This window comes from Paenibacillus taichungensis (assembly GCF_003287275.1).
GTDB lineage: Bacteria > Bacillota > Bacilli > Paenibacillales > Paenibacillaceae > Paenibacillus > Paenibacillus taichungensis_A.
This window is the reverse complement of the sequence record NZ_QEVW01000002.1, coordinates 95,226-120,216: the sequence shown is the minus strand read 5'-3', so window position 1 is coordinate 120,216 and position 24,991 is coordinate 95,226. Positions and strand designations below refer to the sequence as shown.

Sequence of the window (24,991 nt, the reverse complement as noted above, 5' to 3'; positions counted from 1 at the left end):
CTTCCGGCAGGAAGGGATTTCTCTTTCATTGCCGTCAAAGTTATTCCGGCAGGCGTTTATCCTCAGGCTTGTCTGCAGATGCAGTCTCAGATGCCAGCGGCTTCGCCTTTTCCTGCTCCTTGCGACTGGATGAATCATCATCCGAAATAATCTCACGTGCGCCTTCTTTGAATTCACGGAAAGTGCGGCCGACTGCCCGCCCCAATTCCGGAAGCTTGTTGGGTCCAAACAAAAGCAACGCGATAACGGCCAGCAAAATAAAACCTGTTGGTCCAATGGAACTAAACATGGATATTATTCCTCCTCGTTTCAAGCTTCAAAGATGCACACGCTTGGCCTTAGGCTCATGGATGTCTTTGCTTCATTTTGAATTATGTCAATCATACCATAGATGTAACCACTTACATAACCCATATTATTCACAAAAGAGACCTCGACATCCAATCATTTTCCCTGCTTGATTTCACATCCACCACTATATGTTTCACACTTATTGTTTGAACTGACCCGTAACCATCAGCAGCGCTTCCGGAAGCTGGTCCATAATGGCCGCCAAATGCTCGTGCACACCCTTCGGTGTACCTGGCAGGTTGACAATCAATGTACGTCCGCGAATGCCGCATACGCCGCGGAACAGCATGGCAGAACGATTCTTGCCCATGACACTGTATCTCATGGCTTCCGCCATGCCTGGAACTTCCCGTTCAATAACCCGCCTTGTCGCTTCTGGAGTAATATCACGAATTGCAAGCTCCGTACCTCCAGTGGTCAATACCAAATCAGCGTGAAAATAATCTGTCATTTCAATCAAAGCCGCAATAATCTCATCGGGTTCATCCGGAACGATGCGGTACTCCACGATTTCCCCACCCAGTTCTTCTTCCACAAGTTCCCGGATCACTTGGGCACTCGTATCCTCACGTTCCCCGCGGGCCCCTTTGTCGCTGGCTGTCAGGATTGCTGTTCTCCACACCATAAAGATCACCCTTCTCCTCTATGAAAATAAATGTCCCTTATCGGCTGAAATCGCCGTTTTTGCCACCACTTTTGGAATTAAGCATGGTTGGACCGATAATCATATCTTTTTGCATGGCTTTACACATGTCATAGATCGTCAGTGCCGCTGCCGACGCCGCCGTGAGCGCCTCCATCTCGACACCTGTCTTTCCTTCGGTTTTGACCGTAACTTCAATCTGCAATTCATCCACACCATTATCATGAAAACGGATATCCACACCCGTTAATGCCAATGGATGGCACATCGGAATCCAGTCCGATGTTTTCTTGGCGCCCTGAATACCCGCAATTTGGGCCACAGCCAGAACGTCACCTTTGCCGATGCGGCCCTCCCGAATCGCTTCAAGCGTAGCCGGATTCATCGTCACTTTGGATACCGCAACAGCTGTACGAACGGTACTTTCCTTACCCGAGATGTCAACCATCCGGGCTCGTCCCTGTTCATTAAAATGAGTCAGTTTACTGCCGGAAGCCTGGTCGCTATTCGTTTCTGAATTCAATCACATCACAACCCTTTATTCGATATGTAATATACCTTCGGTTGTTATCAACAGATCCATCCGCAGATCAAGCGGGTCCATCGGAATTTCATCCTGAAGCTGGCCTGGCAATACCAATGCAGCCATCCGTGGTCTTTTGTCCGTCATCGCACATTGCGCTGCAAGTGTCTCGGCAAAGCGATCATAATAACCGCCGCCATAACCAATGCGTCCTCCTTGAAGGTCATAGCCCAGCCCCGGTACGATGACAAGATCAATATCCGGCCAGTGATCAGGTTGCAGCACTTCACAGGACTCCTTGGGTTCAGGTATCCCCCATATTCCCGGCTGAATATCCTGCTCACCCATGACACGCCGCAACTCCATGCGAGCCGGATTTGTCAGCACTTTCGGTGCGAGCATCCGATCTCCATGCTCCCAGCCTTCTTCAAATAAAAAAGCCGTAGATGCTTCGCTTCCATAAGACAAATAGCTGAAAATCATAAGCCGCTTGTTCCCCAGCTTCCATTTGTCCCGTCTAAGGCGCTCCAGCTCCCGCTTCGTCACATCATTGATCTCAGTCATCGCCTGCTGACGCATGCTTTCATCCATCAGATCCCGGCTCTGTCTCAGCTTGGAACGAAGACGGATTTTCTGTTCCGTATGATCCTGCATGTCCTTGAATAACCTCCTGTTGATCGGGAAGGTAAACTAGCTCTCAATTAAAACCATTTATATGTTATGCACCAGTTGTCATCGTGTTGGAATCGTTAAAATGATTCATTTTCTGCAAAATCCTCATGTATTAACATGCCTTCTTTCAGTTTATCATTGATTGACCAAAAAGACTACACGCCCCAGGCACTCCTAATCGGTGCATTTGCTCTGTATTTCATGTAAACTGGGATATAGTTGTCATATCAAGAACTGGACCTATGGAGGAACTTAATTTTATGCTGCTGCAAGTATCCGGAATTATCAAACGTTTTGGTGTCGATCCAATCCTGGACGGCGTGAACTTACAAATATTAGAACGCGAGCGCATTGGCCTCGTTGGTGTTAACGGCGCAGGAAAATCCACTTTGCTCAAAATCGTAGCTGGGGAAATGTCCTACGATGGAGGGCAGATTTTCAAATCCAAGGAAACAACGCTTGGTTACCTCGCCCAGAACAGCGGACTGCAATCCGATCGCTCCATATGGGAAGAAATGATGAACGTATTCGCCCATCTGACTCAGGCTGAAGCGGATTTGCGTCAGATGGAACAGGATATTGCCGACCCCGCGCAGATGGAAGATGAAAAAAAATACGCAGATCTGCTTGAACGTTATGCCAAACGCTCAGACTGGTTCAAGGATCATGGCGGTTATGAGATGGAGACCCGTATTCGCAGTGTACTGCACGGGATGGGCTTCGGTGAATTTTCACCAGATACCCAGATTGCCACACTGAGCGGCGGGCAAAAGACACGTCTTGCACTTGCTCGCATTTTGCTTCAAGCACCTGACCTACTTATGCTGGACGAGCCTACCAACTATCTCGACATCGCCACCCTCACGTGGCTGGAAGATTACCTCAGAGGTTATTCCGGCGCCCTGCTGGTTGTATCCCATGACCGGTATTTCCTTGACCGGCTTGTAACAACCATCGTGGAGATCGAAAGACACCGCTCCAAAAAATATACGGGCAATTACAGCCGGTACATGGAACTGAAAGCTGCCGAGTACGAAAGCCAGATGAAGCAATACGAGAAACAACAGGATGAAATCTCCAAAATGGAGGACTTCGTTCAGAAAAATATCGTGCGAGCTTCAACGACCAAACGAGCACAGAGCCGCCGCAAGGCTCTCGATAAAATGGAACGGCTCGACAAACCGATGGGAGATCTGAAGAAAGCTCATTTCTCTTTTGAAACGGCTGTCATGTCCGGCAAGGAAGTGCTCCGTGTGGATCAGCTTTCCGTTGCCTACGATGAGGCTTCTCCGTTGTTCCGCAATGTGTCTTTTGATCTAAGACGCGGGGAAACGGTTGCTTTGATCGGTCCAAACGGTATAGGTAAATCCACATTGCTGAAATGCCTCACCGGAAGTTTGCGTCCTGTAAGCGGTGAGATCCAATGGGGTACCAAGGTGCAGATTGGCTATTACGATCAGGAACAGACCGGGCTTAATCCTTCCAATACGGTTTTGGAAGAGCTGTGGAGCGCCTATCCAGGCATGGAGGAAGCACGGATTCGTACGGTGCTGGGCAACTTCCTGTTCAGTGGAGATGATGTACTCAAAAAAATCTCATCGCTCAGCGGTGGAGAAAAAGCACGTGTCTCCCTCTCCAAGCTCATGCTCAAGGAAGCCAATATGCTCATTCTGGACGAACCTACGAACCATCTCGATCTGTTCGCCAAAGAAGTACTTGAAGCGGCACTGATGGACTATGAAGGCACATTGCTGTTCATCTCGCATGACCGGTATTTCCTCAATAAAATGGCTGAGCGCATTGTTGAACTGCATCCGGGTGGAACAGAACATTACCTGGGCAATTATGATGACTATGTGGAGAAGAAACAGGAGCTTGAAGATATCGCTCGCGAAGCGGCTGAAGCACGCCTTGCCTCTTCCAAAAACTCGGCCAAATCTGATCCAGCCCTATCCGCAACCGAAAAATCCGGAGCCGCTTCATTCGAAGCGGACAAACAGGCCAAGCGCGAAGAGCGTAATCGCCAGCGCAAGCAGGAAGCTCTGGAACAACAAATTGCGAAGCTGGAAACGGAGATTACGGAGCTTGAGGCTCAGATGGCCCTGCCTGAAATTTATCAGGACTACATGAAGCTGCAAGAACTCCAGGAAAAAGCGGAGGATCACAAGCTTCAACTCGCCAAGGCTTATGAAGAGTGGGAAGAATTAGCTTTGGAATAAACCGGACCACTCCAGTGCATTTTCTGCTGCCCTGCGGCGTGGAACATTTAACAATTTTAAAAGCTGATTCCTTGACGGAATCAGCTTTTTTTGTTGATAATATCCGCAGAGTTTTTGACAAGGGTGTTTTCATAATTGTCAAATTCAATCGAATCATGAAAATTATTTTTCGGTTTCTCGCCCTCTACTTTATCCACAAGAAAGCAATATAGCAAGCAACTTAATCAACTTAATTATACGGCGGTAGAATAGCTTTTTCTGCACAAAAACCATATTTATCCACCAAGTTATCCACGTTATCCACAACTTTGTGGATATAAGAGGGAACTTCTATCCCCTAAAGACTTTTATTTTCGAAAACATTACTGGTTTGGGTTTGCTGGAGTTACCCACAAATTATCCTGAATATGTGGATAACTATAATCACATCTTGACAAACCTATCCTAACTCTCACATTTTAACTCCTATAAAAGGACAAAAGCAGACCTCTGTATTTCAAGGTCTGCTCTGGTTTGTTTTTGATTACAAAGTACAACGTTATGTGGTGTGATATGCGGAAGTAATATTACGCGTGCACTGATTCATCACTTTCAGAAGACTCCGCCTTCAGTCCGGCCGCATTGCATGCTGCTACATAAGCCAGACCGGCTGCCATGACAATATCATTGTGTGTGGCAGTTCCTCTGAATTCACGTCCTGCACGTTCTACGGTAACCGCAGCTTCTGCACTCGCAGCCTCTCCGCCGCTCAGTGCGTGCATCTCCATATCGACAAACGTAATGTCGTCCGAGATACTTTGACCAATCGCACGAATCGTCGCATCTACCGGACCACCGCCAACCGCAGAATAGGATTGCTCCCCTGCGCTCGTGCGAATACGAACCGCTGCCATTCGATCCGTCATGCTTCCCGCCGTAACCTGCAATTCAACCAGTTCATAATCCTGTGCAGGAATATTCATGGTCTGGCTCACCATCTGCAATAACTGGTCATCACTGACCACTTTCTGTTGATCGGCAGTTTCTTTAAATATCTCATACAGTTGTTCCATTTGCTGCTCATCCGGTTCAAAGCCATATTTGCGAACCCGATCTTTCAAAGCGTGACGCCCGGAGTGTTTGCCCAGAATAATCATGCTGCGTGGAATGCCCAGCGCTTCCGGGTCCATAATCTCATACGTACTCCGATTCTTGAGCAGACCATCCTGATGAATACCAGACTCATGCTGGAAGGCATTACGCCCTACCACCGGTTTGTTGTAGGCAATTGGGAAATGCATCGCACGGCTAATCTGACGGGAAGTCTCATACATCTGGTTCAGTTTGATATTTGTCGTTGCACCAATTACATCTCCCCGTGTCTCCAGAGCCATAATCAGTTCCTCCAGGGCACAGTTGCCCGTCCGTTCTCCCACACCATTGATGGTTACTTCGATCTGGGAAGCACCGTTGGCAATCGCGGCCAGACTGTTGGCAACTGCAAGCCCCAAATCGTTATGACAGTGTGCGCTGTAACGAACCTTATCTCCACCTCTTGCACCCTCACGTACCTGACGGAACATCTCTCCATATTCATGCGGCAGTGCGTACCCGACCGTATCTGGCAAATTGATAATACTTGCTCCCGCTTCAATGGCTACCTCAACCATTTCAATCAGATCATCCATCTTCGTACGTGCCGCATCCATGGCGGTGAACTCCACAATATCCGTGAACTGACGTGCATAGGAGACCATCTCCCGAGCAGTAGCCACGACTTCACTACGCGGACGACGCAGTTGATGCTCAATATGGATGTCCGAAGAGGAGATAAACAGGTGAATACGGCGGCGCGCTGCGTCAGCTGTTGCTCGCACGGCGGCATCAATATCTCCTTTGACCGCACGCGCAAATCCGCAAATCTCCACGTTTTGCAGTTGTCTGGAAATCGCCTGAACCGCCGCGAACTCACCTGGGCTTGAGATCGGGAATCCAGGCTCGATGACGTCAATGCCCAGAGAAGCCAACTGATGTGCCAGTTCAATTTTTTGCTCAGGCTGCAGACTGGCTCCCGGTGCTTGTTCTCCATCGCGCAGTGTTGTATCAAAAATCTCAATCATGCGTTTGTTATTGTTCGTTGTCATCATCATCAACCTCCATCAAATTTGAATGTATATTGGATTTTGGGGATCGGAACGCGGCGTTCACTTCCCGTTTTCTATGTTTATTGATTTTGCATTCCATGCCGAAGTGCACGTCGACTTGCACGCCGGACTTATTTCTTTTTCTTAACCATGATTATCGATTCCCATCGCCCACCCTGCTGCCGGCAGCAAACACAAATAACCCGCCATCTCATCTAAGAGACGGCGGGTTATTATCCCTCCGCGGTACCACTCTTGCTTGATAGTCCCGGCTTGCGCCAGGCACCATCCACCTCGTCGTCTCCAGCATAGATCCATTGCAGCTGCGTATACGCAACAATAACAACCGATCCAGCAGGAGAAACACCCTATAACGGAGGTTAGCCGTTGCTGTGTACCACGATGCCCTTTAGTTACAAGGACAAGGGGTGAGACATGGTCTCACCTGTTTCCACAGCTCCGTTCCCGGGCGAGATTCGAACGATTCCAGCCACTGCGTCGCACCATCCCGCAGCTCTCTGAGCGCTTTATCGTTTTACTGCTCCCGTTCATTACATTTATGATATGTGACCATGAATTACATCACCATTTTGAAAATCAAAAAAGCCTGCCATCTCCTGCAATAATGCAAGAGACGACAGGCTGTTCACCTTCGCGGTACCACTCTTGTTGACTTTCATTTCCTTCGAGCTGATCCTGTATGCGTCCATACCTTATCATTGCCCAAAGTGACAAAAGCCCCCTCAGTTATTGTTGATTTTCTACCGATAATGTCATCCGTATTCCATCAACAACGGCCCTTTCACGGAGGCAACCCGTAACCATGTACTTTGGGCCATCATCGGCCTTCGGCTTCTCCCAGGGAGTTACCGTGTTCCATCGTTCCGCTTCCAGGTGAGTTTCAGGTTTCCTTCGACTGCGTTGCACCACCCCGCAGCTCTCTATGACCGGGAATTGCCCTACTGTTCCTGTTCATTGCGTTTTCAGTTCAGGAATCTATATAAGTTCAACAAATGAATATTTACACTGGCGCTCCAGAACAACCTTCCGAACGCTGTTATCCCCAGATTTCTTTGATTCCCTTCTCTAAAAGGGAAAATCCGGTGATAAAGGCGAACGCTTCGCTTCTGCAGGTTATTTCTGTACTCTCAGCTATCGTGTAAATGTTTAGTTGAACATATCGTATTCCTGTTTTAATTTGTAATTAATATACAGTCTTCCCTTGAAGCTGTCAAGCCTGCAAATCCATGAATCATTCTATAGGGATTGAACAGACCATGCCTCAAGTGAAAGTCCAGGATCAGCTTTGGCATCGAATTCCGAGATTTCTCCCCGCTGCCACTTCAAATACGCCGCAGCTCCAATCATCGCTGCATTGTCGGTGCAATACTCCATTGGCGGGATCAGCAATTCGAGCCCTTCCTTCGCACAACGTTCCTGCAAAGCAGAACGCAATCCCCGGTTTGCCGCAACGCCACCGCATAACAGCAATTGACGTGATCCATATTCACGGACAGCTCTTACCGCTTTTTCTACCAGAACTTCGACGACAGCTTCCTGGAAGCCCCGTGCCACAGCGGATGGTTCAAGCGTTTCTCCGCGCATTTTGGCTTGATTCAATACATTCAGTACAGCAGACTTCAGACCGCTCAGGCTGAAATCATAAGAGTCCGCTTCAAGCCAGACGCGTGGCAAAGGTACCGCCTGCTCTGCTTCAGCAGCCATCCGGTCCACGTGCGGTCCTCCCGGATAGGGACACCCCAGTGCTCGCGCCACTTTGTCATAAGCCTCGCCTACAGCATCGTCACGTGTACGGCCGATCAGTTTGAACTTGCCTTCGGATTCCATATGCACAAGCTCGGTATGCCCCCCTGAAACCACCAGTGCCATCGCTGGATATTGCAGCTCATGGGTAAGTCTGTTGGCATAGATATGTCCCGCAATATGATGTGTGCCAATGAGCGGTTTGCCAAGTGCCATGGCCATGGTTTTCGCTGCCACGATGCCCACCAGCAATGCGCCAACCAGTCCAGGCCCTTGCGTCACGGCGATTGCACTCAGATCACGCGGACGGATGCCGGATTGCTCAATAGCCTGTTCCAACATCAATGTAATGACTTCCACGTGTTTACGTGAAGCTACTTCAGGCACAACCCCGCCAAATGCCTTATGCGTTTCGATCTGACTGGAGATCAGATTGGACAGCACTTCTCGTCCATCCTTGACTACCGCTACGGATGTTTCATCACAGCTTGTCTCCACGGCCAATATATAAGATGGTGCTGAACTTACCTTTTCATTGAAATCCTTCATGAATCCGTTACGCTTCCTTCCTCTTCGCCGCTCCGGCTCGCAGGCGGCAAATTCGCCCACATAATCATCGCATCTTCCCCATTGTCGGAGTAATACCCTTTGCGAAGACCAGCCGATTCAAACCCTTTTTTCTGATACAAGCTCTGGGCAATCCGATTCGAAACCCTGACTTCCAGCGTCATTCGTTCCATCCCGAGATATGCCGCTGTTCTCATCAGTTCGTCCAGCAGCTTCTCACCGAGCTTGCGCCCACGATAGGCTTCCCGGACTGCAATATTGGTAATGTGGGCTTCATCCATGATTGTCCACATACCGGCGTAGCCGATCGCTGTACCTTCCAGTTCCATGACCATATATTTAGCAAAATGATTGTGTGTCAATTCATTTTGAAATGCTTCTTCCGTCCAGGGCAGGGTGAAAGCTTCATGTTCGATAATCATTACATCGGGAATATCATCCAGAGTCATGAACCTGAACTGAAGCGCTGCCTCCTGCTCGTCATTCTCCACGTTGTCCATCTGCTTCCCCTCCCCTTTTAGCCTTTGCGCAGCAGGTTGGCTTCCGCTTCAGCCAGCTGGGTATAGTTGGGCACGAGCGCATGCACGTCATCTCGCTGACCTGCAAGCAGCGCCTCGGCGCCTAAGCGCCCAACCCAGCGGCCCTCCAGCTCATAGGATACGAGCTGGAGCGCCGTTCCTGCAGGGCAGCGAAGCTCAGCCGCAGCTGCCGCATGCGGGCCCGTCTCGCCGACAATCCAGACGGCAGCGGGCCGCTCTTCCGGCGCCGCTTCCGCCATGCGGGCGGCGAGGGCTTCCAGCCATCCGTCCACCAGACGGATGGCATCTGGCGCCAGCCGCCGGGGCGCAGCGCTCCCGGCGGAGGCAAACAGCGCGGTATAGGCTTGACCGCGCCGTGCATCCACAAGCGGAACGATCCAGTGGACAGGGGCGGCACCTGTGCCGCCCTGGTCCGCGGATGGCGTTCCGCCAGCCCCTGCTGCGGCATCCTCTGCCGCAGCTTCAGCCTTGGCGGCGAGGCCGCTGTGCCAGCCGCCCCAGGCCAGGGCCTGAAGGCTAGACACCCCGACAACGGGGATGTCCCACGCCCAGGCTAACGTTTTTGCCGCGGTCACCGCAATGCGGATGCCCGTGTACGAGCCAGGGCCAATGCCAACGGCAACACCGTCCAGCTGTCCCGGCTGCGTGCTGCTAGCTTCCAGCAGCTGCTCCATTACAGGCACGACGTGTACCGAATGGTTGCGTTCTGCACGTTCATTACGTTCTTCCAGAAGAGCGTGGCCTTCCATAACTGAGGCTGCCATCACCGCAGTCGATGTATCCAACGCCAAAAACCGCTGGCGCGGCTGTTTTTGTAAATCTTCCATCATCATTTGACTCCATTCTGTCTGAACTGTCGGCACATGGCAGCATAAGTCTCGCCATACCCATCCAGCGTAATCGTTCGATCCTCTGGACCCATCGTCTCGATCTGCACATGCAGGTGTTCCTGCGGCAGCAATTCCGGAATGATGCTGGACCATTCCACCAGACTGACTCCGGTACCATAGAAATACTCATCCAGTCCAAGCTCGTCCGCTTCTTCCAGCGATATGCGGTACACATCCATGTGATACAAGGGCAGACGCCCTTCGTATTCCTTAATTAATGTAAACGTGGGGCTATTAACCACTTCACGTACACCCAAATGCCAGGCAAACTTTTGCGAAAATGCCGTTTTGCCCGCGCCCAAATCACCGTCTAGTGCAATCACCATGCCGGCGATTGCCTGTTCAGCGAGTGCGGACGCGAGTACTTCTGTATCTGCAATGCCATGGGAGTGATACACCCACTGCTCATGCGTCTGATTCAATATACGCCCCACCTTTGGCGGTCAAGCCGCCTGAGTTCACTTTGAACCTTATTATATCGGTCCCATTCTCACCCCGCAACATCGAAGGATCAGAAGCAGAACGGAAGATAGGCCACCATTCACACGAATGACAAATAAACCGGCACCTGACGGCACCGGCCTTCCCTAGACATCCTATACCAGATGTTCTCTTTTACTCTTCCAAACGGTCTACACGTACCGTCTGGGTATTCCCCGGTCTGCTGCCAACCTGCACCGTTGCCATGCCATTGGCTTCATCCACATTTTCGATCCAGACCGGATCTCCTTCCAATGTAACAGCAATCGTATCTTTGGAATCATAAATGGCTTTTGCACGTTTCACATCCATCATTGTTATTCATACTCCCCTTCCGGATCATCATGCGATTCCCGCACCATGCTATCTGTTGTACTCTCACCAATATATCCGTTATCTTCTGTAACTTGTCCACCGCCCAGACCCTCATTCACCATCCGGTCAATGTCCAGCATGAACGATTCCCTGTCAAGCGGCAGCTCTTCTGAGGTAATAGCCTCCCAGTTAACCGCTGTTGCAGGTGTATGAAAACCTTCAGACCCTTCCGACTCGGCACGAGGATACGGAGAGAACGCATGGGCGTGAGCTTCAGCTTCGTCTCGTTTGTTCTTCATTGGGGTACCTCCTGACGTGATAGTTAATAACTAACATCATCCTCTTTCAAAACAACGCTATAAGCGAAAATCTTCAAGGATGTTTCTGTTATCATCCCCCACTCTTTCTGAAGCATACCGATCCGGGAAAATAGGGTTATCCCGCCCGTGAAATGCCCATACTATACCTAAAATGTTCTCGGAAAGGAGCCGTTTATGCATACGGTCTGGAAAGGTGCCATTAGCTTTGGTCTGGTTCATGTTCCTGTCAAAATGTTTTCGGCTACCGAAGACAAAGACATCTCCATGCGTTACATTCACAAAGTCTGCGGCAGTCCACTTGCTTATGTACGTAAATGCCCTTCCTGTGAAGTTGAGGTTCAATGGGAAGAGATCACCAAAGGATATGAATATGAGAAAGGCAAATTCGTCTTGTTCGAAAAGGACGAGCTTGAAGCGTTAAATGATTCCAGCAGCAAAACCATTACCATTCTGGATTTCGTGGATTTAACGGAGATCGATCCGATTTATTTTCAAAAAACGTATTACCTCTCTCCCGATCAAGCGGGAGGAAACGCCTACCAGCTATTAATGACAGCCATGCGGGATACAGGAAAGATTGGCATCGCCAAGATATCCATTCGCTCCAAAAGTAGTTTGGCCGCCATTCGTGTGCTGGACGATTGCCTCTCCATGGAAACCATTTTCTATCCGGACGAGATTCGTCCCGTCTCTCAGGTTCCCAACCTGCCCGAGGTTCTGAACGTAAACGAGAAGGAATTGACGATGGCCAAATTGCTGATCGATCAGTTATCTACTCCGTTTGAACCTGGTAAATATACAGACGACTATCGCGCCAAACTGCTGGATCTGATCAATCACAAAGTAGCGGGTGAAGAAATCAAAATTGCCCCTGCCAAGCCGGAAGCGAATGTCATGGATCTCATGGCAGCACTGCAAGCAAGTATTGAAGCTGTGAAGCCCATTCCAACCGATCCCGGAACCACCACAGCCAAACCCAAGAAACGTGCTCCGAAGAAAACTTCGGTCCAAGCAGTGGCTGGAGGAGAAACAGAGTCCCCCGCTCCTGCCAAAAGAAAGAAGGCTGCGCCTAAACCCAAAGCGTAAACAGCAAACAGCACAGGATTCGCAAGTCACTAACATCAACATTGAAGATCCGGCCAAGAAGCCGGATTTTTGTTTTGTATTCCATAATTGAAGTAAGGCGCAACCAAGATTCAATACACCAAAATCGAAAATATAATTGACGAAAGTTGATTTATATTTTATATTAACTTATGAAAAGTAACTTATTTATAAATGTACAGTCAAGCCTCATAACTACATGAGCCATGACATTATAATAATCCTATTCCATTGCCAATGAATGAACCGCAACAATTCAACTAATTCAACTAAATTTTACACAGGAGGAATTCCTTATGACTTCTACTTATCAAATCCCTGCTACCACCCATCTGGGTGAAGTAAGTCTACGAATCAGCAATTTGGATCGATCCATTCAATTTTATACCGAGGTGGTCGGATTGAAACTGCTTGAACGCAGTGACAAAGTCGCTACCTTGACAGCCGATGGGAAGCAGTCTCTTCTGCGCCTTGAGCAGTTGACCGATGCAGTGACGATGCCTGTTCGCTCCACTTCAGGTCTGTATCACTTCGCCATCCTGCTGCCTGACCGCAAATCGCTGGGCCTTGCTCTTCGTAATCTGGCTGAATCCGGCATCGAAATTGGTCAAGGTGATCATCTGGTCAGTGAAGCATTCTACATTTCCGATCCAGATCAGAACGGTATCGAAATCTATGCAGACCGTGCGCGCGACACCTGGAAACGAGATGCAGATAATAACTACATTATGTCAAGTGATCCTGTTGATGTAGACAGCCTGTTCGCTCTGGCCACGAACGAACCTTGGCAGGGTCTGCCTGCTGGAACGGTCATCGGCCATGTTCACTTCCATGTACGCAGTCTGGAAGAGTCGCGCCGTTTCTATACAGGAGCACTTGGATTCGATATCGTTGGTAACTTCGCTAACATGTCCGCCCTGTTTGTATCCGCAGGCGGATATCACCATCACATCGGACTGAACATTTGGGCTGGTACAGGCGCACCTGTGAATCCGGCCAATGCGACAGGGATTGACTACTTCACCATCACTTATGACGGAAAAGAACAATTAGAACAAGCTGTAGAACAACTGCGTCAATCCAACGCATCTATTGAACAGCAAGGTATGGACTGGTTTACTGTAGACCCACAGAATATTCGTATTCGCTTGACCTCAACGAACTAAGACGGGGAATCCGTGAATTAAATGTTGTGCGTTAAGTTGACTACGTTCTGATTAGCCCGGACACCAATTTCCTCGCTCTAACATGGGGAAATTCGTTGTCCGGGCTTTTTTGCCTACCTTTTTTTATATTTATCTATGCCTTTATCCATTTCCTAATAAAACTGGTGCTATTGGCGCAACCTAACCAATATCTAGATCGATATGCGAAGGAGAACCCACATGATTGAAAAGGGGCGTTTAACTGTAAGACAACTGGGCTCACTGATGTTCTTATGCACGATTGGTGAACAGATTATCGTCTTCCCCTCAATGGTCACCTCATATGCGCATCAGGATGCATGGATATCTGCATTAATGGGCGTTGCCGGGGGAGCAGGGGTACTGTCCATCATGCTCGTTGTATACAAATTGCAACCCCGGATGAATCTGATCCAACATGCATTGTATACTCTCGGACCCTGGATCGGGGCGTTCATCAGCTGTTTTTATCTATTCTATTTTCTAATGGGTACTTCTGCATTCATAAGAGAAATTGGGGATTTCATGACGACCCAGCTCCTGCCTGAATCCCCTCTCTTCATTGTGAGTTTGCTTTTTGTTTGTACTCTTGCCTGGGGACTCTTCTCCGGTCTGGAACCCATAGGCAGAAGTGCCGAGGTACTTCTGCCCCTGATTGTGCTGTTTCTGCTCATTCTGACCGTCTGTCTATTCCCGCATTCACATCTGGACAACATCAAGCCCGTTCTTGCAGAAGGCTTTCTGAATCCCTTTAAAGGCTTTGTCGCTGTGCTTACCTATCCTTATTGTGAATTGTGCATCTTTCTTATGCTCTTTCCTTATGCTAAAAAGGAAGCACATTGGGAAAAGGATATCCTTCTAGCAGCCATCATAGGGGGATTGATGCTTACCCTCACACTAACCATCTGTCTGCTGGTCATGGGTCCATTTATGACGCAGCACCACTGGTTTGCAGCATTTAATCTGTCGCTGAAGATCAATATAGGCAACTTTTTACAGCGGATTGAGGCATTTATGGCTTCCGTCTGGATTATTGCCGTCTTTTTCAAGAGCATTCTGTTCTTCTATAGCTTTGTACTCGGAATCAGTCATCTCTTCAAATTGTCCAGCTATCGTCCACTCATTTTGCCTGGCGCCATGTTGATTCTGTCCATGTCCATTGTTCTAGCACCCAACGAAAATTTCTATCTCAAAGTCGTAATTCCGTATTGGATTGATTGGGATTTGACTTGTGGTATCGGGATTCCTTTACTGCTTATTACGGTACATAAACTGAAAGCACGGCTGCGGAAGAGCTAAACTTTCCCTACTCAACTTATAGAGGATCAACCTCCAGGCAGATTTGAAAGAGGAAAGGAGTTTTAAGCACATGTTCAATCCCTTGGTTCCTTTTGAACCTATATCCCGTGATGTGATCCCTACCGGGCAAAATTGGATTGCCCAAATCAAATGGGATGGGGTCCGCATGCTTGCTTACGAGGACGGCCAGGGAATTCAGTTAGTTAATCGCAGATTGCACAACCGAACTGCACAATATCCTGAACTGGTTCAGCCACGCAATCTGTGCTCCGTCCCTTCTTATATTTTGGATGGAGAGATTATTGCCCTTGATCCAGATACGGGAAAACCATCCTTCTATCACGTGCTGCGGCGAGATCGCATGAGCAGACCGGATGGCATTGCCCAAGCTGTAAACCAGATTCCGGTGACTTATATGGTATTTGATATTCTTTTCTGCGATGGGGTATGGGTCACAGATCAACCACTTGCAGATCGTCAGCGTCTGCTGCATCAAGTTCTGAATTCTGCTCCCCATGTTCAGGAAGTAACCAACACGTCAGATCCCGACGCCCTGCTCTCTGTGATGAGACAGCACCAGATGGAGGGAATTGTATGTAAAGACCTTTCCAGTACCTATGGAATCAACGGCAAGGATCAACGTTGGCAGAAGGTTAAGATTTTCCACGACCTATATGCCCTGATTGGAGGGGTCACCTTCCGCAGCGGCATCGTCAATGCAATTGCAGTCGGTGTATATGATGGGCCTAACTTTGTCTATATTGGTCATGTCGGCACGGGTAAGCTGAACTCGGACTCCTGGCGTAAACTAACCGAAGAAGTACAACCTCTTATTCGTAAGGATAGACCTTTTCATAACATACCCGAGAGAAGCGCGGAGACGACATGGATTGAACCACAGATCGGCGTCAAAGTGCAATTCATGGAACTCACCCACCATCTTACCCTACGTCACCCAAGCATCCAGACTTTTGCTTCGGTAAAGCGAGATGAGTGTGAGATCAGCCAGATCAGTCATCTTATGCCTGAACGATAAACCTCCTTTTCCAGCCGCCTGAAACATTAAAATGACTTCCCATTTAAAACTATACTTGTTTACCACAGGAGGTGTTGTTCATGGCCCATACAATAAAGGGCACCATAACGATTAATGGAATGGAGCTTACCGTGACCAATCCGGACAAGTTGTTATGGCCCGAAGCAGGTGTAACCAAGGCTGTCTATTTACAAAAGTTAGCGGCGCTGGCTCCCTATCTACTGACGTACACCCGAAATCGGCTGCTCACCACGATACGTTATCCACATGGTGCAGGCGGCGAGTTTTTCTATCAGAAAAATGCTCCAGAGCCCGTTCCGGAGTTTGTACGAACGGAGATGCATGATGGGATTCGATATGTAGTGATGAATGACCTTCCTGATCTGTTATGGCTTGGCAATCTGGCCGCTCTTGAGTTTCATCCTTCCTTACATGCTGTAGGTAGCCATCTGCCTTGTGAATGGATGATTGATCTCGATCCTTCGCAGGAAGAAGAACCCCGCATCATGCAGGCTGCCCTGATCGTGGGGGAAACGCTGACTTCACTTGGTCTTAGATCGGTACCGAAAACTTCTGGTGCCACAGGTGTACAAATTATTGTTCCGATCCGCCAAGGTGTAACCTTCGATGAATTAAGAGACATTGGTTATTTTGTAGGCAAATACGTCACTCAAAAACATCCGGATCTATTTACACTGGAACGACTAAAAAAAGACCGGGGGGATCGTATTTATTTTGATTACCTCCAGCATTACGGTGGCAAAACGCTTGCAGCTCCCTACACTCCCCGCGCCAAACCAGGCGGTACAGTGTCCACTCCTCTCACATGGGATGAAGTTCGGAACAACGTTTCGGTTAAGGATTACCACTTGATGAACATCGTGGAACGCCTGACGAAGACCGGGGATCTGATCGCAGCTGTCGACCCCCAGCCTGTTGAACTGATCATCCAGCATTTAAAACAAAAATAGCCGGTCACCCTCAAACCAAGGGTACCGGCTATTTTTTCGTTTACTCGCGATGAGATTCGCTAATGTATACCTTTTTTCTTGAAACGTCCGCCCTTCACATCGTGAATGTTACCTATTGCCACAAAAGCATGTGGGTCCCAATCTTCAACAATGGACTTCAGCTTGGCTTCTTCCAAACGGGTAATAACCACAAATATAATTTTCTTCTCGTCTCCGCTGAAGCCGCCCTCCCCATCCAGAAAAGTGACGCCACGACCCAGACGGTCGGTTAAGGCTGAACCAATATCACGGTACTTCTCACTGATAATCCATACCGATTTGGATTGATCCAATCCTTCATTGACAATATCAATCATCTTCATTGCAATATAATAAGCAATCATGGAATACAGGGCATTTGGCCAACCAAACACAAAACCTGCACCTGCAAAAATAAATACGTTAATGAACAATACGATCTGACCTACAGACAATGGTGATTTCTCACTCAACAGTATGGCTACAATCTCCGTACCATCCAGTGAACCGCCAGAACGAATGACGAGACCAACTCCAACCCCCAAGATCAATCCACCAAATACAGCTCCAAGCAGTGGTTCACCTGGCGTCAGTGCAGGAACGCGGTGTAACAATGACGTTCCAATGGACATTACAACGATCCCGAGCAGTGTGGACAACGCAAACGTTTTACCTATTTGTTTATACCCCAGAATCAGGAAAGGCAAGTTAAGCAAGGTTAGGAAAATTCCGAGTGGCAGATGTGTAAGCTCTGACACCATAATCGAAATCCCTGTTATTCCCCCATCAATAACGCCATTCGGCACGAGAAATACTTCGAGTGACACAGCCATCAGTGCAGCACCGACCAGAATCATCACAATGCGCTGCAGAAGCTTTAGTGAAAACACCGAGCTCTTCACATTGCGGTCCGGCTTGGATGTTAGTTCTTTAACCGATACATTGGACATGGTATCCCCCCCGTTTTGATCAATATGTGAATCCATTTCATAAATCATTTAAGTACCCCAGAGGAACCCTACATAAAGAGGAACAACACCGTTCCAACGCTATATGCACCCCGTAATAAAAGCACCTAAAGGCTATATGAAATGTATTCAAGTATGTCTTAATTCCGGTTGACAATTCCAAAAGAGAGCAAAAGGGAGCCTGTTTTCCCGCAGACTCCCCTCCTTCGCCAAGACATAATTTATATAAACATTATATCATAAAAGATCAAATTTGAGCAAAATAGTTAGCAAAAAGAAGATAAATTCACAAAAAGTGAACTTATCTTGAGAAATCCGCCTTATAACGGCTAAAGCAGCGGAGAAAGCATGCGAGAAAGCATTTCTGCCCCTTTTTCCCACCGTGAGCGCTGCTGAAACACCTTCACGTCAATCTGGCTGCAATCATTCAGATCACGTTCAAAATCCTCAGTCAGCCGTTCCATGGATGATGTCTCGAACAATACTGCGGTTAACTCAAAATTGCAGAAAAAGCTGCGCATATCCATGTTGGCTGTCCCTACCGTCGCAAGCAAATCATCCACAATTAAGACCTTGGCATGTACAAAGCCTTTGCGATATTGATAGAACTTCACTCCGGCACGCAACAATTCTTCGACATAGGACATAGAAGCCAAATGCACCAGCCGAGAATCCGATTGATACGGAATGATGATTTTCACATCCACTCCACTGACGGCAGCCGTCTTAATTGCTTCGTACAATGCGGGATCCGGGATGAAATAGGGTGTCGTGATATATATGCGTTCGCTTGCCACGGAAATCGCCCCAAAGCACATTTCCTGAATGGCATCCCAGTCCTGATCCGGCCCGCTGGCCAGAATCTGAATTCGCTCTTTCCCGCTGCAAATATGTGGCGGGAACAGTTCTGTCAGTTGAGGCTCTGTAATCTGCTCGCCGGAAGCGAGCTTCCAGTCGTTCAAGAACGTATTTTGCAGGAAATATACGGCATCTCCCTCAATCTGTACATGAGTATCGCGCCAGAACCCAACTTCTGGATATTGTCCGAGATAATCATCCCCTATATTAATCCCACCCACGAAGCCAATCCTTCCATCCACCACAACAATTTTACGGTGATTCCGGTAGTTCACTCTTCGATCAATCGTTGCAATGAGCGGTGGCAGAAAATAATGAAACTCCACGCCTGCCTCCTGAAACTTCCGGATAAAGCTCCAGCTCATCTTGTGACTGCCGAGTCCATCGCAGATCAGACGCACTTTGACGCCTTCTTTCGCCCTGCGAATCATCACATCCTGAAACTTCGTGCTGATGACATCATCTCGAAAAATATAAAATTCAACATGCAAATGGTGCTCTGCCTGTTCCATTGCCCTCAACATGGCTTCAAATGTCTCTTCACCATTCGTCAGTACTTGACTCCGATTACAGCCTGTAATCGGGCTCTCAGACAGGTGTGACAGCAGGTTGAACAAACGATGCTGATGATTGTAGCGGCCGCCTGACATCTGATCGGCATGCTCGACAATATGTGCCTGCTCCCAGATCGTCTCCCGTATTTCACGAAAGATTCGCGAACCGCCTTTACGGACCTTCTTGCGTTTGCTGTAGTCCTGGGCGACAAAATAATACACCACAAAGCCGATCAAGGGTACACAGAATAAAATAAAAAGCCATGCCACAGCTTTCGCCGGATTACGGAATTCCAGCAACAGAATGGTGGCTGCCTGAAAAGTAAATACGAGCAATATAATGACCAGCCAAAACATTCGGCTTCCTCCTCATGGCAAGGTATAATCTTGCCGTTCTCTCTCACTGTACAAGCTTTGACGATAAAGCCTATAGCTAATCATTAGATACCCAATGTATGCACTGTTCGTAACGTTTGCTTAGATAAAATGTTACATACACAGCTGATTGTAGCGGTGCTCAGCCAGTTCATACCATACTTCGGCGTTGTATATTCTGACTGTGTTCCTCTCTACATATGATTCATTCCAGTCTGCGGATCAGCGTTCCATCGCCATTTCGAGCTCACGGCCTTCCAGACTCTTCCTCTTTTCTTGATTGGAAGGTGGTCTTCTTACGTAAAATTAGATATAATATTCGTTAAAAACTTATTACCTAAAGGAGAAGAGCAGTGAATGGAAAGTGAGAGGTATGCGTTAAATTTAGTATTGGTTGCGTTTTTGATAGGACTTTCGGCTTTTTTTGTTGCAGTGGAGTTCGCTCTGGTACGAGTTCGTCCGAGCCGGATCGACCAAATGATTGCAGAAGGAAACAAGCGTGCGCTGGCTGTTAAACAGGCAGTTGCCAATCTGGATGGCTATTTGTCCGCCTGCCAGCTTGGAATCACGATCACATCTCTGGGATTGGGCTGGCTGGGTGAACCGACGGTAGAGAAAATTCTCCACCCTGTGTTTGAAAGCATGAGCATGCCTGAGGCAGTTTCTTCATTCTTATCATTTGTTATCGCGTTTGCTTCCATCACGTATCTGCATGTTGTGGTTGGCGAACTTGCTCCAAAAACGATTGCAATCCGGAAAGCCGAGACTGTTGCACTGCTGACGTCTACACCTATCATCTGGTTTAACCGAATTATGTATCCTTTTATCTGGCTGTTAAACAGCTCAGCGAATCAACTGGTCAAGTTGTTCGGAATTAAACCTGCATCCGAGCATGAAGATGCGCACTCCGAAGAGGAATTACAGATTATCATTAATGAAAGCTTTGAGAGCGGCAAAATCAACCAAGCCGAGTTCGGTTATGTAAGCCGGATTTTTGCTTTTGATGAAATGCTTGCCAAAGAAATCATGGTACCCCGGACTGATATGGTCTGCCTTTATGTCAATAGATCGAACGAGGAAAACCTGGATATTATCCGACAGGAACAATACACCCGTTTTCCAGTGGTAAATGAGAGTAAAGACGATATTATCGGTATCATTAATACCAAACAATTTTTCCTGGAGTTGTACGGAAACGACGAACCTGTCGATCTGTCTTCCCTCATTCAGCCGGTATCCGCTGTTCACGAAACGACGCCAGTCAAAGATCTGCTTAAAAAAATGCAGAAGGATGGCGTGCATATTGCCGTACTGGTCGATGAGTACGGAGGTACTTCCGGGATAGTAACGATTGAGGATGTGCTTGAACAGATTGTCGGTGAAATTCGGGATGAGTTTGACGCAGACGAAGTCGAGGATATTCAGGTCATCAATGAAAACTATGTCATTATGGATGGTAAGGTGTCCCTATCCAAGGTTAACGACATGTTCACGTCAAACCTGGATGCTGATGAATGGGATACCATTGGTGGCTGGCTCTATAGCCATCGTCCAGAGATGAATGAACAGGAAGAATATGAGTTCGAGAATCTGACCTTCGTTTTGCTGGAAAAAGACAAAAATCGCTTCTACAAAGTCGCCGTTGTTCCTAAGGAACCACTGACCATGTCCGACTACACCGATGAAGACGAGAAAGAATCCAATTGGGCTAAATAAAGCAACAACCTCATATATAATAAGAAGAGCACTTACCTACTTTGGTAAGTGCCCTTCTTATTATTTCTGGCTGAATGTGTTACTTCCCCATGTTATCACTCAACGAAGAATGGAACTAACCGTCCCGTTTTTAATTTGATTTTAATACCCACTTCGCAATATCATCGATAATGGCTTTGGAGACATTAGATGGCTCAGCGTATTCTTGACCAATCGACAGTCCGTCATAGCTGGATAAAAGATGATTTACCTTTGGATAGCTATTGTACGTTACATTGGAATGATCTTGAAGAGCCAATTTCCAGTTTTGGAATTGATTCATAGACACTTGCACATCATTTTCGCCTTGGATAATAAGCATAGGGGTATTTTGTGTTTTAGCCAGTTCTGCAGGTACATAATCTCTCTGCTCAAACCACCAATAAGCAGGTTGAAGTGGAAACGCCTCAGGAAGATGATCTACAGAATATTTAGGATCTTTAACGATCGCAGCAACATTTTTATAAAAATCAGCTTGTTCTTTAATGATCTCCGTATCTAAACCAAGCCGCTTCATCCGATCGACCAATTCGTTCTGCTGCTCAGTAAGCACATCCACAAAGCTACTACTTGGTGCAGCAAGTAGGATACTTCCTGCAATATCATGTTGTTTATCCTCAGCAATGATTAACGGTAATGCAAACCCGCCTTGACTATGTCCAGCTACAAAAATCGCTGTAGAATCAATATGTGTATTCTTTTTAAGTAAATCTATAGCATCGGTTACCTGATCTACGCTCTCTTGTTTTAATGTGAATTTAGGTTGAGAAGCGACCTTATAGGTATGCTCATACGTGACCTTATCATATCTTAATACAGCAACTCCCTGTGAAGCTAAACCTACCGCAAGATCGCGAAACGGCTTTGCACCACCAATGGCAGCATCCTGATTGCTGGCCCCGGATCCGTGTACCAGAATTACAACTGGGAAGGGTCCCTCTCCCTTGGGCAAAGTTAATGTCCCTGGTAAAGCTAAATCCCCCTGACCAACCGTAATGTCTTGTTCTGTATAGGCAGATGCGTCGTCGTAACTTGGTTTCTGATAAACATCTGGAGTGGCGGCAGCAATATACAAATCATCCACAAGTCCATCATAGTTCATTCTGACTGTAATATTTAAACGAGTAAGCGCTGTCTTAAAAGTATAGGTGACATTGCGATGCACTGTGTTATTTTCTACGTGTTTAGCTATGGCTTTACTTGTAATTTTGCCGTTTTGTCCTTCTAAAGCTCCCCATAACTGACTCAACAACGTGGGTGACAACACTCCACTCACAGAGGTATGAACATACTTGGCGGCCTCCTTGCCATCACCCTCACTTATAAGTGAAATGAATAGATCCTCAGGTGCAGCCTCCAGCGTCTCGGTAAGAAATCCCTCATCCATAAAGGTAATTCCTTTCGTTAACTGAACAGGATTGTCTAAAGCTATGACTTGCCCATTCACAATCGCCTGCTTCTCTCCTACCTTAACTACAATCATAAGCTCATTTTTACGTATGGTGATTTGTCCTGTTTGTTGTTGCCAAGATACCTCTGCCCCATTCTTTTCTGCAATCTCACGAATAGGAACTAGATTTTCACTTCCCGCGGGTTTTTCAGCTGCTGCTGAGATGGATGTCGCCGGCAGTATTAGACATACGAAAGTAAGAGAAAGTAATAGCTTTTTCCAATGGTTCATCATAATCATTCCTCCTAATTATTTTTATGATATGCATAGATTTATGAGCATTTATTGGCTCAGAAATCTACTTATAACAACAATAGCAATGATGAATAACAACAGGACCCAAGATAGTGGGTGAGCGAAGTTAATCGTCCAGCCTATTCCATAACGTTTCTCTACGGTAAAAGAAGGATCATTGGCATTGAAGTAAATAAAACCAAGCTTCCAATAATCATCGTTATTCACAGGCTGCTCCTTGGATCGTTCGCGCTCTTCCTGATGATTACGAATTTTCCCGCCGCCTTGTCTGCCTGTGAGAGACAGCCATACTGCACCTAACACGATCAGCACAGGGATGATGAAGCTAATAGCTGTTAACAAGACCAGATTAGGGACGAACATATTGATCTGAATGAAGGCAAATAAAATGGTAAGAAGCAACCCTGTTATGATCGTAAATAGGGACCATTTACGGCGGAATTGAATATTTTCAGCAGCAAATTTGGCAGGATTAGACGTAGTAAGCTGTTGTTTGCTTGCTTTAATACTCCAGTTCACCAACATCATAAGTGCAATGATTCCTAGCTGTACAAGGTTAATAGCCAGTACCGAAAGGTAGGTTTTAGGCACACTGGAAGTGACATTGCCCTGAAGATCATATTTCATTGGAATGACGTTAGGTAGTGCCTTATAATTCAGGATTGAAATGATGGCAATGACCACAATAATAGCAATGTGAATGAGAAACCAATAGTTGGAATAGGTGAGCTTATTTTGGCGGAAGGTGGTATCGATTTTAACCCTTTGAGGTGCTTCTACAGTTGGAAGTGTTCCTTTTATCTTTTTCATCTTGAAATGAAATAAGATGTGTAGTGCTGACCAGTACACAATAAATATCATTGTGCAAACACCGGTGATCATTGCGGTAGACTCTTCATTAGCAGACCGGAGTAAATACAAACTGACAAGAACAACCATCCCGTTTCCGATCAGACTTACTGTAGCAAACGTTCTCCGTAGCTTGCGTAAGACTGGTGTGTAGTAATTATATTGACTTACCGTGACCCCAAAGCTGATTGTTTCCCTTGTCACATAAGGTGCAAAGGATAGAAGTAAGGCTATTGGAGCAAAGATTAAAATGATAGGTAATATACTAAATAGTTGCATACATAACACACTCCCTCGATTCTTTATTGTTTGTTGTCACCCATCTTTATATCATCATACATTTGGTCTAATACCACAGATAGTTCCTCTTTGGTCATTCCGCGACATATCGCTTCGGCAATAATCGGTCTTAATTCTCTTTGCTGCTTTTTCAAAAAATCATCCGTTAAATCAGGCATTCCATCAGGGTTTACTACGACTCCCTTTTGTCTATGAATTAGAATGTATCCATCTTGCTTGAGTAGTGTATAAGCCTTATTGACCGTATGAAGGTTAACGCCAATATCTGCGGCCAAATTCCGAACCGAAGGTAACGCCTCACCTAGCTGTAACTTGCCACTAGCAATGCCTTCAATAATTTGATAAACAAGTTGCGAATAGATGGGAAGTTCGGATTGCATATCCAGTTGAATAATCAAGGGTCCACCTTCTTTTATTGTTATCTGTTATATATCAAGTATAACAGCTATAACATGAGTGAGCAATAAAAATGAAAATAAAAAATAAAGCCGCATATCCATCGCGAGGGCAAACTTACCTGACCCTTCACCATTGATATGCGGCTTATCCTATTGAGCTTATCCATGTGATTCGAGAAAACGTGAGTGGTATCATATGACAGAGTCGTAT

The 24,991-nt window shown here is 47.0% G+C and carries 23 protein-coding genes and 1 other annotated feature; of the genes, 7 read left to right on the top strand and 16 right to left on the bottom strand.

All coding sequences use genetic code 11. The features are described 5' to 3' along the window. Positions 1 to 40: 40 nt before the first annotated feature. From DC345_RS02880 to DC345_RS02865, 4 genes are all read right to left on the bottom strand, one after another. A complete protein-coding gene (locus tag DC345_RS02880; protein WP_064640077.1) occupies positions 41 to 289 on the bottom strand; it encodes a twin-arginine translocase TatA/TatE family subunit in 249 nt (82 codons plus the stop codon). A 201-nt stretch (positions 290 to 490) separates the two neighbouring features. Further along, positions 491 to 976: a MogA/MoaB family molybdenum cofactor biosynthesis protein gene (locus DC345_RS02875; protein WP_024630749.1), complete on the bottom strand. Its 486-nt coding sequence runs from the start codon at positions 974 to 976 to the stop codon at positions 491 to 493. Between the two features lie 37 nt (positions 977 to 1,013). After that, positions 1,014 to 1,517 carry a cyclic pyranopterin monophosphate synthase MoaC gene (moaC, locus tag DC345_RS02870; protein WP_309304310.1) on the bottom strand — a complete coding sequence of 168 codons (504 nt, stop codon included), beginning with the start codon at positions 1,515 to 1,517 and terminating at the stop codon, positions 1,014 to 1,016. A gap of 15 nt (positions 1,518 to 1,532) precedes the next feature. Then, positions 1,533 to 2,171, bottom strand: a complete 639-nt coding sequence (locus DC345_RS02865) for a 5-formyltetrahydrofolate cyclo-ligase (RefSeq protein ID WP_113051827.1) — start codon at positions 2,169 to 2,171, stop codon at positions 1,533 to 1,535. Between the two features lie 278 nt (positions 2,172 to 2,449). On the opposite strand from DC345_RS02865, the gene abc-f reads away from it, so the two are divergent. Continuing rightward, entirely contained in the window at positions 2,450 to 4,408 is a 1,959-nt protein-coding gene (gene abc-f, locus DC345_RS02860; protein ID WP_113051826.1) for a ribosomal protection-like ABC-F family protein, read from the top strand. Positions 4,409 to 4,974: 566 nt separating this feature from the next. Here the strand turns inward: abc-f and DC345_RS02855 are convergent. From DC345_RS02855 to DC345_RS02825, 7 genes are all read right to left on the bottom strand, one after another. After that, the gene (locus DC345_RS02855; protein ID WP_079695244.1) at positions 4,975 to 6,531 is read right to left on the bottom strand and encodes a 2-isopropylmalate synthase; all 1,557 of its coding nucleotides are present in this window, start codon (positions 6,529 to 6,531) and stop codon (positions 4,975 to 4,977) included. Between the two features lie 215 nt (positions 6,532 to 6,746). Further along, positions 6,747 to 7,092: a binding site (T-box leader), on the bottom strand. Positions 7,093 to 7,788: 696 nt separating this feature from the next. Continuing rightward, on the bottom strand, positions 7,789 to 8,844 hold the full coding sequence (gene tsaD / locus DC345_RS02850) for a tRNA (adenosine(37)-N6)-threonylcarbamoyltransferase complex transferase subunit TsaD (protein WP_063564484.1): 1,056 nt from the start codon (positions 8,842 to 8,844) through the stop codon (positions 7,789 to 7,791). Then, the gene (rimI, locus tag DC345_RS02845) at positions 8,841 to 9,362 is read right to left on the bottom strand and encodes a ribosomal protein S18-alanine N-acetyltransferase (RefSeq protein ID WP_113051825.1); all 522 of its coding nucleotides are present in this window, start codon (positions 9,360 to 9,362) and stop codon (positions 8,841 to 8,843) included. Before rimI ends, tsaD begins: the two co-directional genes overlap by 4 nt. Before the next feature lie 17 nt (positions 9,363 to 9,379). Continuing rightward, on the bottom strand, positions 9,380 to 10,228 hold the full coding sequence (gene tsaB / locus DC345_RS02840) for a tRNA (adenosine(37)-N6)-threonylcarbamoyltransferase complex dimerization subunit type 1 TsaB (RefSeq protein WP_113051924.1): 849 nt from the start codon (positions 10,226 to 10,228) through the stop codon (positions 9,380 to 9,382). Between the two features lie 2 nt (positions 10,229 to 10,230). Continuing rightward, positions 10,231 to 10,713: a tRNA (adenosine(37)-N6)-threonylcarbamoyltransferase complex ATPase subunit type 1 TsaE gene (gene tsaE / locus DC345_RS02835; RefSeq protein WP_113051824.1), complete on the bottom strand. Its 483-nt coding sequence runs from the start codon at positions 10,711 to 10,713 to the stop codon at positions 10,231 to 10,233. Positions 10,714 to 10,906: 193 nt separating this feature from the next. Then, positions 10,907 to 11,083, bottom strand: coding sequence for an H-type small acid-soluble spore protein (locus DC345_RS02830; RefSeq protein WP_053783520.1), 177 nt, complete (start codon positions 11,081 to 11,083; stop codon positions 10,907 to 10,909). 5 nt (positions 11,084 to 11,088) lie between these two features. After that, positions 11,089 to 11,385, bottom strand: coding sequence for a hypothetical protein (locus DC345_RS02825; protein WP_113051823.1), 297 nt, complete (start codon positions 11,383 to 11,385; stop codon positions 11,089 to 11,091). Positions 11,386 to 11,580: 195 nt separating this feature from the next. On the opposite strand from DC345_RS02825, the gene ku reads away from it, so the two are divergent. From ku to ligD, 5 genes are all read left to right on the top strand, one after another. Then, the gene (gene ku / locus DC345_RS02820; protein ID WP_113051822.1) at positions 11,581 to 12,492 is read left to right on the top strand and encodes a non-homologous end joining protein Ku; all 912 of its coding nucleotides are present in this window, start codon (positions 11,581 to 11,583) and stop codon (positions 12,490 to 12,492) included. A 314-nt stretch (positions 12,493 to 12,806) separates the two neighbouring features. After that, positions 12,807 to 13,676, top strand: a complete 870-nt coding sequence (locus tag DC345_RS02815) for a VOC family protein (RefSeq protein WP_113051821.1) — start codon at positions 12,807 to 12,809, stop codon at positions 13,674 to 13,676. A gap of 219 nt (positions 13,677 to 13,895) precedes the next feature. Beyond that, positions 13,896 to 14,993 carry a GerAB/ArcD/ProY family transporter gene (locus DC345_RS02810; RefSeq protein ID WP_181586455.1) on the top strand — a complete coding sequence of 366 codons (1,098 nt, stop codon included), beginning with the start codon at positions 13,896 to 13,898 and terminating at the stop codon, positions 14,991 to 14,993. A 70-nt stretch (positions 14,994 to 15,063) separates the two neighbouring features. Beyond that, entirely contained in the window at positions 15,064 to 16,029 is a 966-nt protein-coding gene (locus tag DC345_RS02805; RefSeq protein WP_113051819.1) for an ATP-dependent DNA ligase, read from the top strand. Between the two features lie 80 nt (positions 16,030 to 16,109). Beyond that, positions 16,110 to 17,000 (top strand): non-homologous end-joining DNA ligase, encoded by an 891-nt coding sequence (gene ligD, locus DC345_RS02800; protein WP_113051818.1) that lies wholly within the window; start codon positions 16,110 to 16,112, stop codon positions 16,998 to 17,000. A 59-nt stretch (positions 17,001 to 17,059) separates the two neighbouring features. On the opposite strand, the gene DC345_RS02795 is transcribed toward ligD, so the two are convergent. After that, positions 17,060 to 17,968: a YitT family protein gene (locus DC345_RS02795; protein WP_072734452.1), complete on the bottom strand. Its 909-nt coding sequence runs from the start codon at positions 17,966 to 17,968 to the stop codon at positions 17,060 to 17,062. Positions 17,969 to 18,315: 347 nt separating this feature from the next. Continuing rightward, positions 18,316 to 19,755 carry a cardiolipin synthase gene (cls, locus tag DC345_RS02790; protein WP_113051817.1) on the bottom strand — a complete coding sequence of 480 codons (1,440 nt, stop codon included), beginning with the start codon at positions 19,753 to 19,755 and terminating at the stop codon, positions 18,316 to 18,318. A 375-nt stretch (positions 19,756 to 20,130) separates the two neighbouring features. Between cls and DC345_RS02785 the strand changes: the two genes are divergently transcribed. After that, positions 20,131 to 21,489 (top strand): hemolysin family protein, encoded by a 1,359-nt coding sequence (locus DC345_RS02785; RefSeq protein WP_113051816.1) that lies wholly within the window; start codon positions 20,131 to 20,133, stop codon positions 21,487 to 21,489. A gap of 130 nt (positions 21,490 to 21,619) precedes the next feature. Here DC345_RS02785 and DC345_RS02780 read toward each other — a convergent pair whose 3' ends face one another. From DC345_RS02780 to DC345_RS02770, 3 genes are all read right to left on the bottom strand, one after another. Further along, positions 21,620 to 23,212 (bottom strand): alpha/beta hydrolase family protein, encoded by a 1,593-nt coding sequence (locus DC345_RS02780; RefSeq protein WP_258530458.1) that lies wholly within the window; start codon positions 23,210 to 23,212, stop codon positions 21,620 to 21,622. A gap of 48 nt (positions 23,213 to 23,260) precedes the next feature. Further along, entirely contained in the window at positions 23,261 to 24,043 is a 783-nt protein-coding gene (locus DC345_RS02775; RefSeq protein WP_181586454.1) for a DUF1648 domain-containing protein, read from the bottom strand. A 341-nt stretch (positions 24,044 to 24,384) separates the two neighbouring features. Next, complete coding sequence (locus DC345_RS02770; RefSeq protein ID WP_113051814.1) at positions 24,385 to 24,780, bottom strand: GntR family transcriptional regulator; 396 nt, start codon at positions 24,778 to 24,780, stop codon at positions 24,385 to 24,387. Between the last annotated feature and the right edge of the window lie 211 nt (positions 24,781 to 24,991).

What these genes read in the sequence shown, in the direction of transcription:
- DC345_RS02880 (WP_064640077.1), bottom strand. Translation starts at nt 289, where the DNA reads ATGTTTAGTTCCATTGGACCAACAGGTTTTATTTTGCTGGCCGTTATC.
- DC345_RS02875 (WP_024630749.1), bottom strand. Translation starts at nt 976, where the DNA reads ATGGTGTGGAGAACAGCAATCCTGACAGCCAGCGACAAAGGGGCCCGC.
- DC345_RS02865 (WP_113051827.1), bottom strand. Translation starts at nt 2,171, where the DNA reads ATGCAGGATCATACGGAACAGAAAATCCGTCTTCGTTCCAAGCTGAGA.
- abc-f (WP_113051826.1), top strand. Translation starts at nt 2,450, where the DNA reads ATGCTGCTGCAAGTATCCGGAATTATCAAACGTTTTGGTGTCGATCCA.
- DC345_RS02855 (WP_079695244.1), bottom strand. Translation starts at nt 6,531, where the DNA reads ATGACAACGAACAATAACAAACGCATGATTGAGATTTTTGATACAACA.
- tsaD (WP_063564484.1), bottom strand. Translation starts at nt 8,844, where the DNA reads ATGAAGGATTTCAATGAAAAGGTAAGTTCAGCACCATCTTATATATTG.
- rimI (WP_113051825.1), bottom strand. Translation starts at nt 9,362, where the DNA reads ATGGACAACGTGGAGAATGACGAGCAGGAGGCAGCGCTTCAGTTCAGG.
- tsaB (WP_113051924.1), bottom strand. Translation starts at nt 10,228, where the DNA reads ATGGAAGATTTACAAAAACAGCCGCGCCAGCGGTTTTTGGCGTTGGAT.
- DC345_RS02830 (WP_053783520.1), bottom strand. Translation starts at nt 11,083, where the DNA reads ATGGATGTGAAACGTGCAAAAGCCATTTATGATTCCAAAGATACGATT.
- DC345_RS02825 (WP_113051823.1), bottom strand. Translation starts at nt 11,385, where the DNA reads ATGAAGAACAAACGAGACGAAGCTGAAGCTCACGCCCATGCGTTCTCT.
- ku (WP_113051822.1), top strand. Translation starts at nt 11,581, where the DNA reads ATGCATACGGTCTGGAAAGGTGCCATTAGCTTTGGTCTGGTTCATGTT.
- DC345_RS02815 (WP_113051821.1), top strand. Translation starts at nt 12,807, where the DNA reads ATGACTTCTACTTATCAAATCCCTGCTACCACCCATCTGGGTGAAGTA.
- DC345_RS02810 (WP_181586455.1), top strand. Translation starts at nt 13,896, where the DNA reads ATGATTGAAAAGGGGCGTTTAACTGTAAGACAACTGGGCTCACTGATG.
- DC345_RS02805 (WP_113051819.1), top strand. Translation starts at nt 15,064, where the DNA reads ATGTTCAATCCCTTGGTTCCTTTTGAACCTATATCCCGTGATGTGATC.
- ligD (WP_113051818.1), top strand. Translation starts at nt 16,110, where the DNA reads ATGGCCCATACAATAAAGGGCACCATAACGATTAATGGAATGGAGCTT.
- DC345_RS02795 (WP_072734452.1), bottom strand. Translation starts at nt 17,968, where the DNA reads ATGTCCAATGTATCGGTTAAAGAACTAACATCCAAGCCGGACCGCAAT.
- cls (WP_113051817.1), bottom strand. Translation starts at nt 19,755, where the DNA reads ATGTTTTGGCTGGTCATTATATTGCTCGTATTTACTTTTCAGGCAGCC.
- DC345_RS02785 (WP_113051816.1), top strand. Translation starts at nt 20,131, where the DNA reads ATGGAAAGTGAGAGGTATGCGTTAAATTTAGTATTGGTTGCGTTTTTG.
- DC345_RS02780 (WP_258530458.1), bottom strand. Translation starts at nt 23,212, where the DNA reads ATGATGAACCATTGGAAAAAGCTATTACTTTCTCTTACTTTCGTATGT.
- DC345_RS02775 (WP_181586454.1), bottom strand. Translation starts at nt 24,043, where the DNA reads ATGAAAAAGATAAAAGGAACACTTCCAACTGTAGAAGCACCTCAAAGG.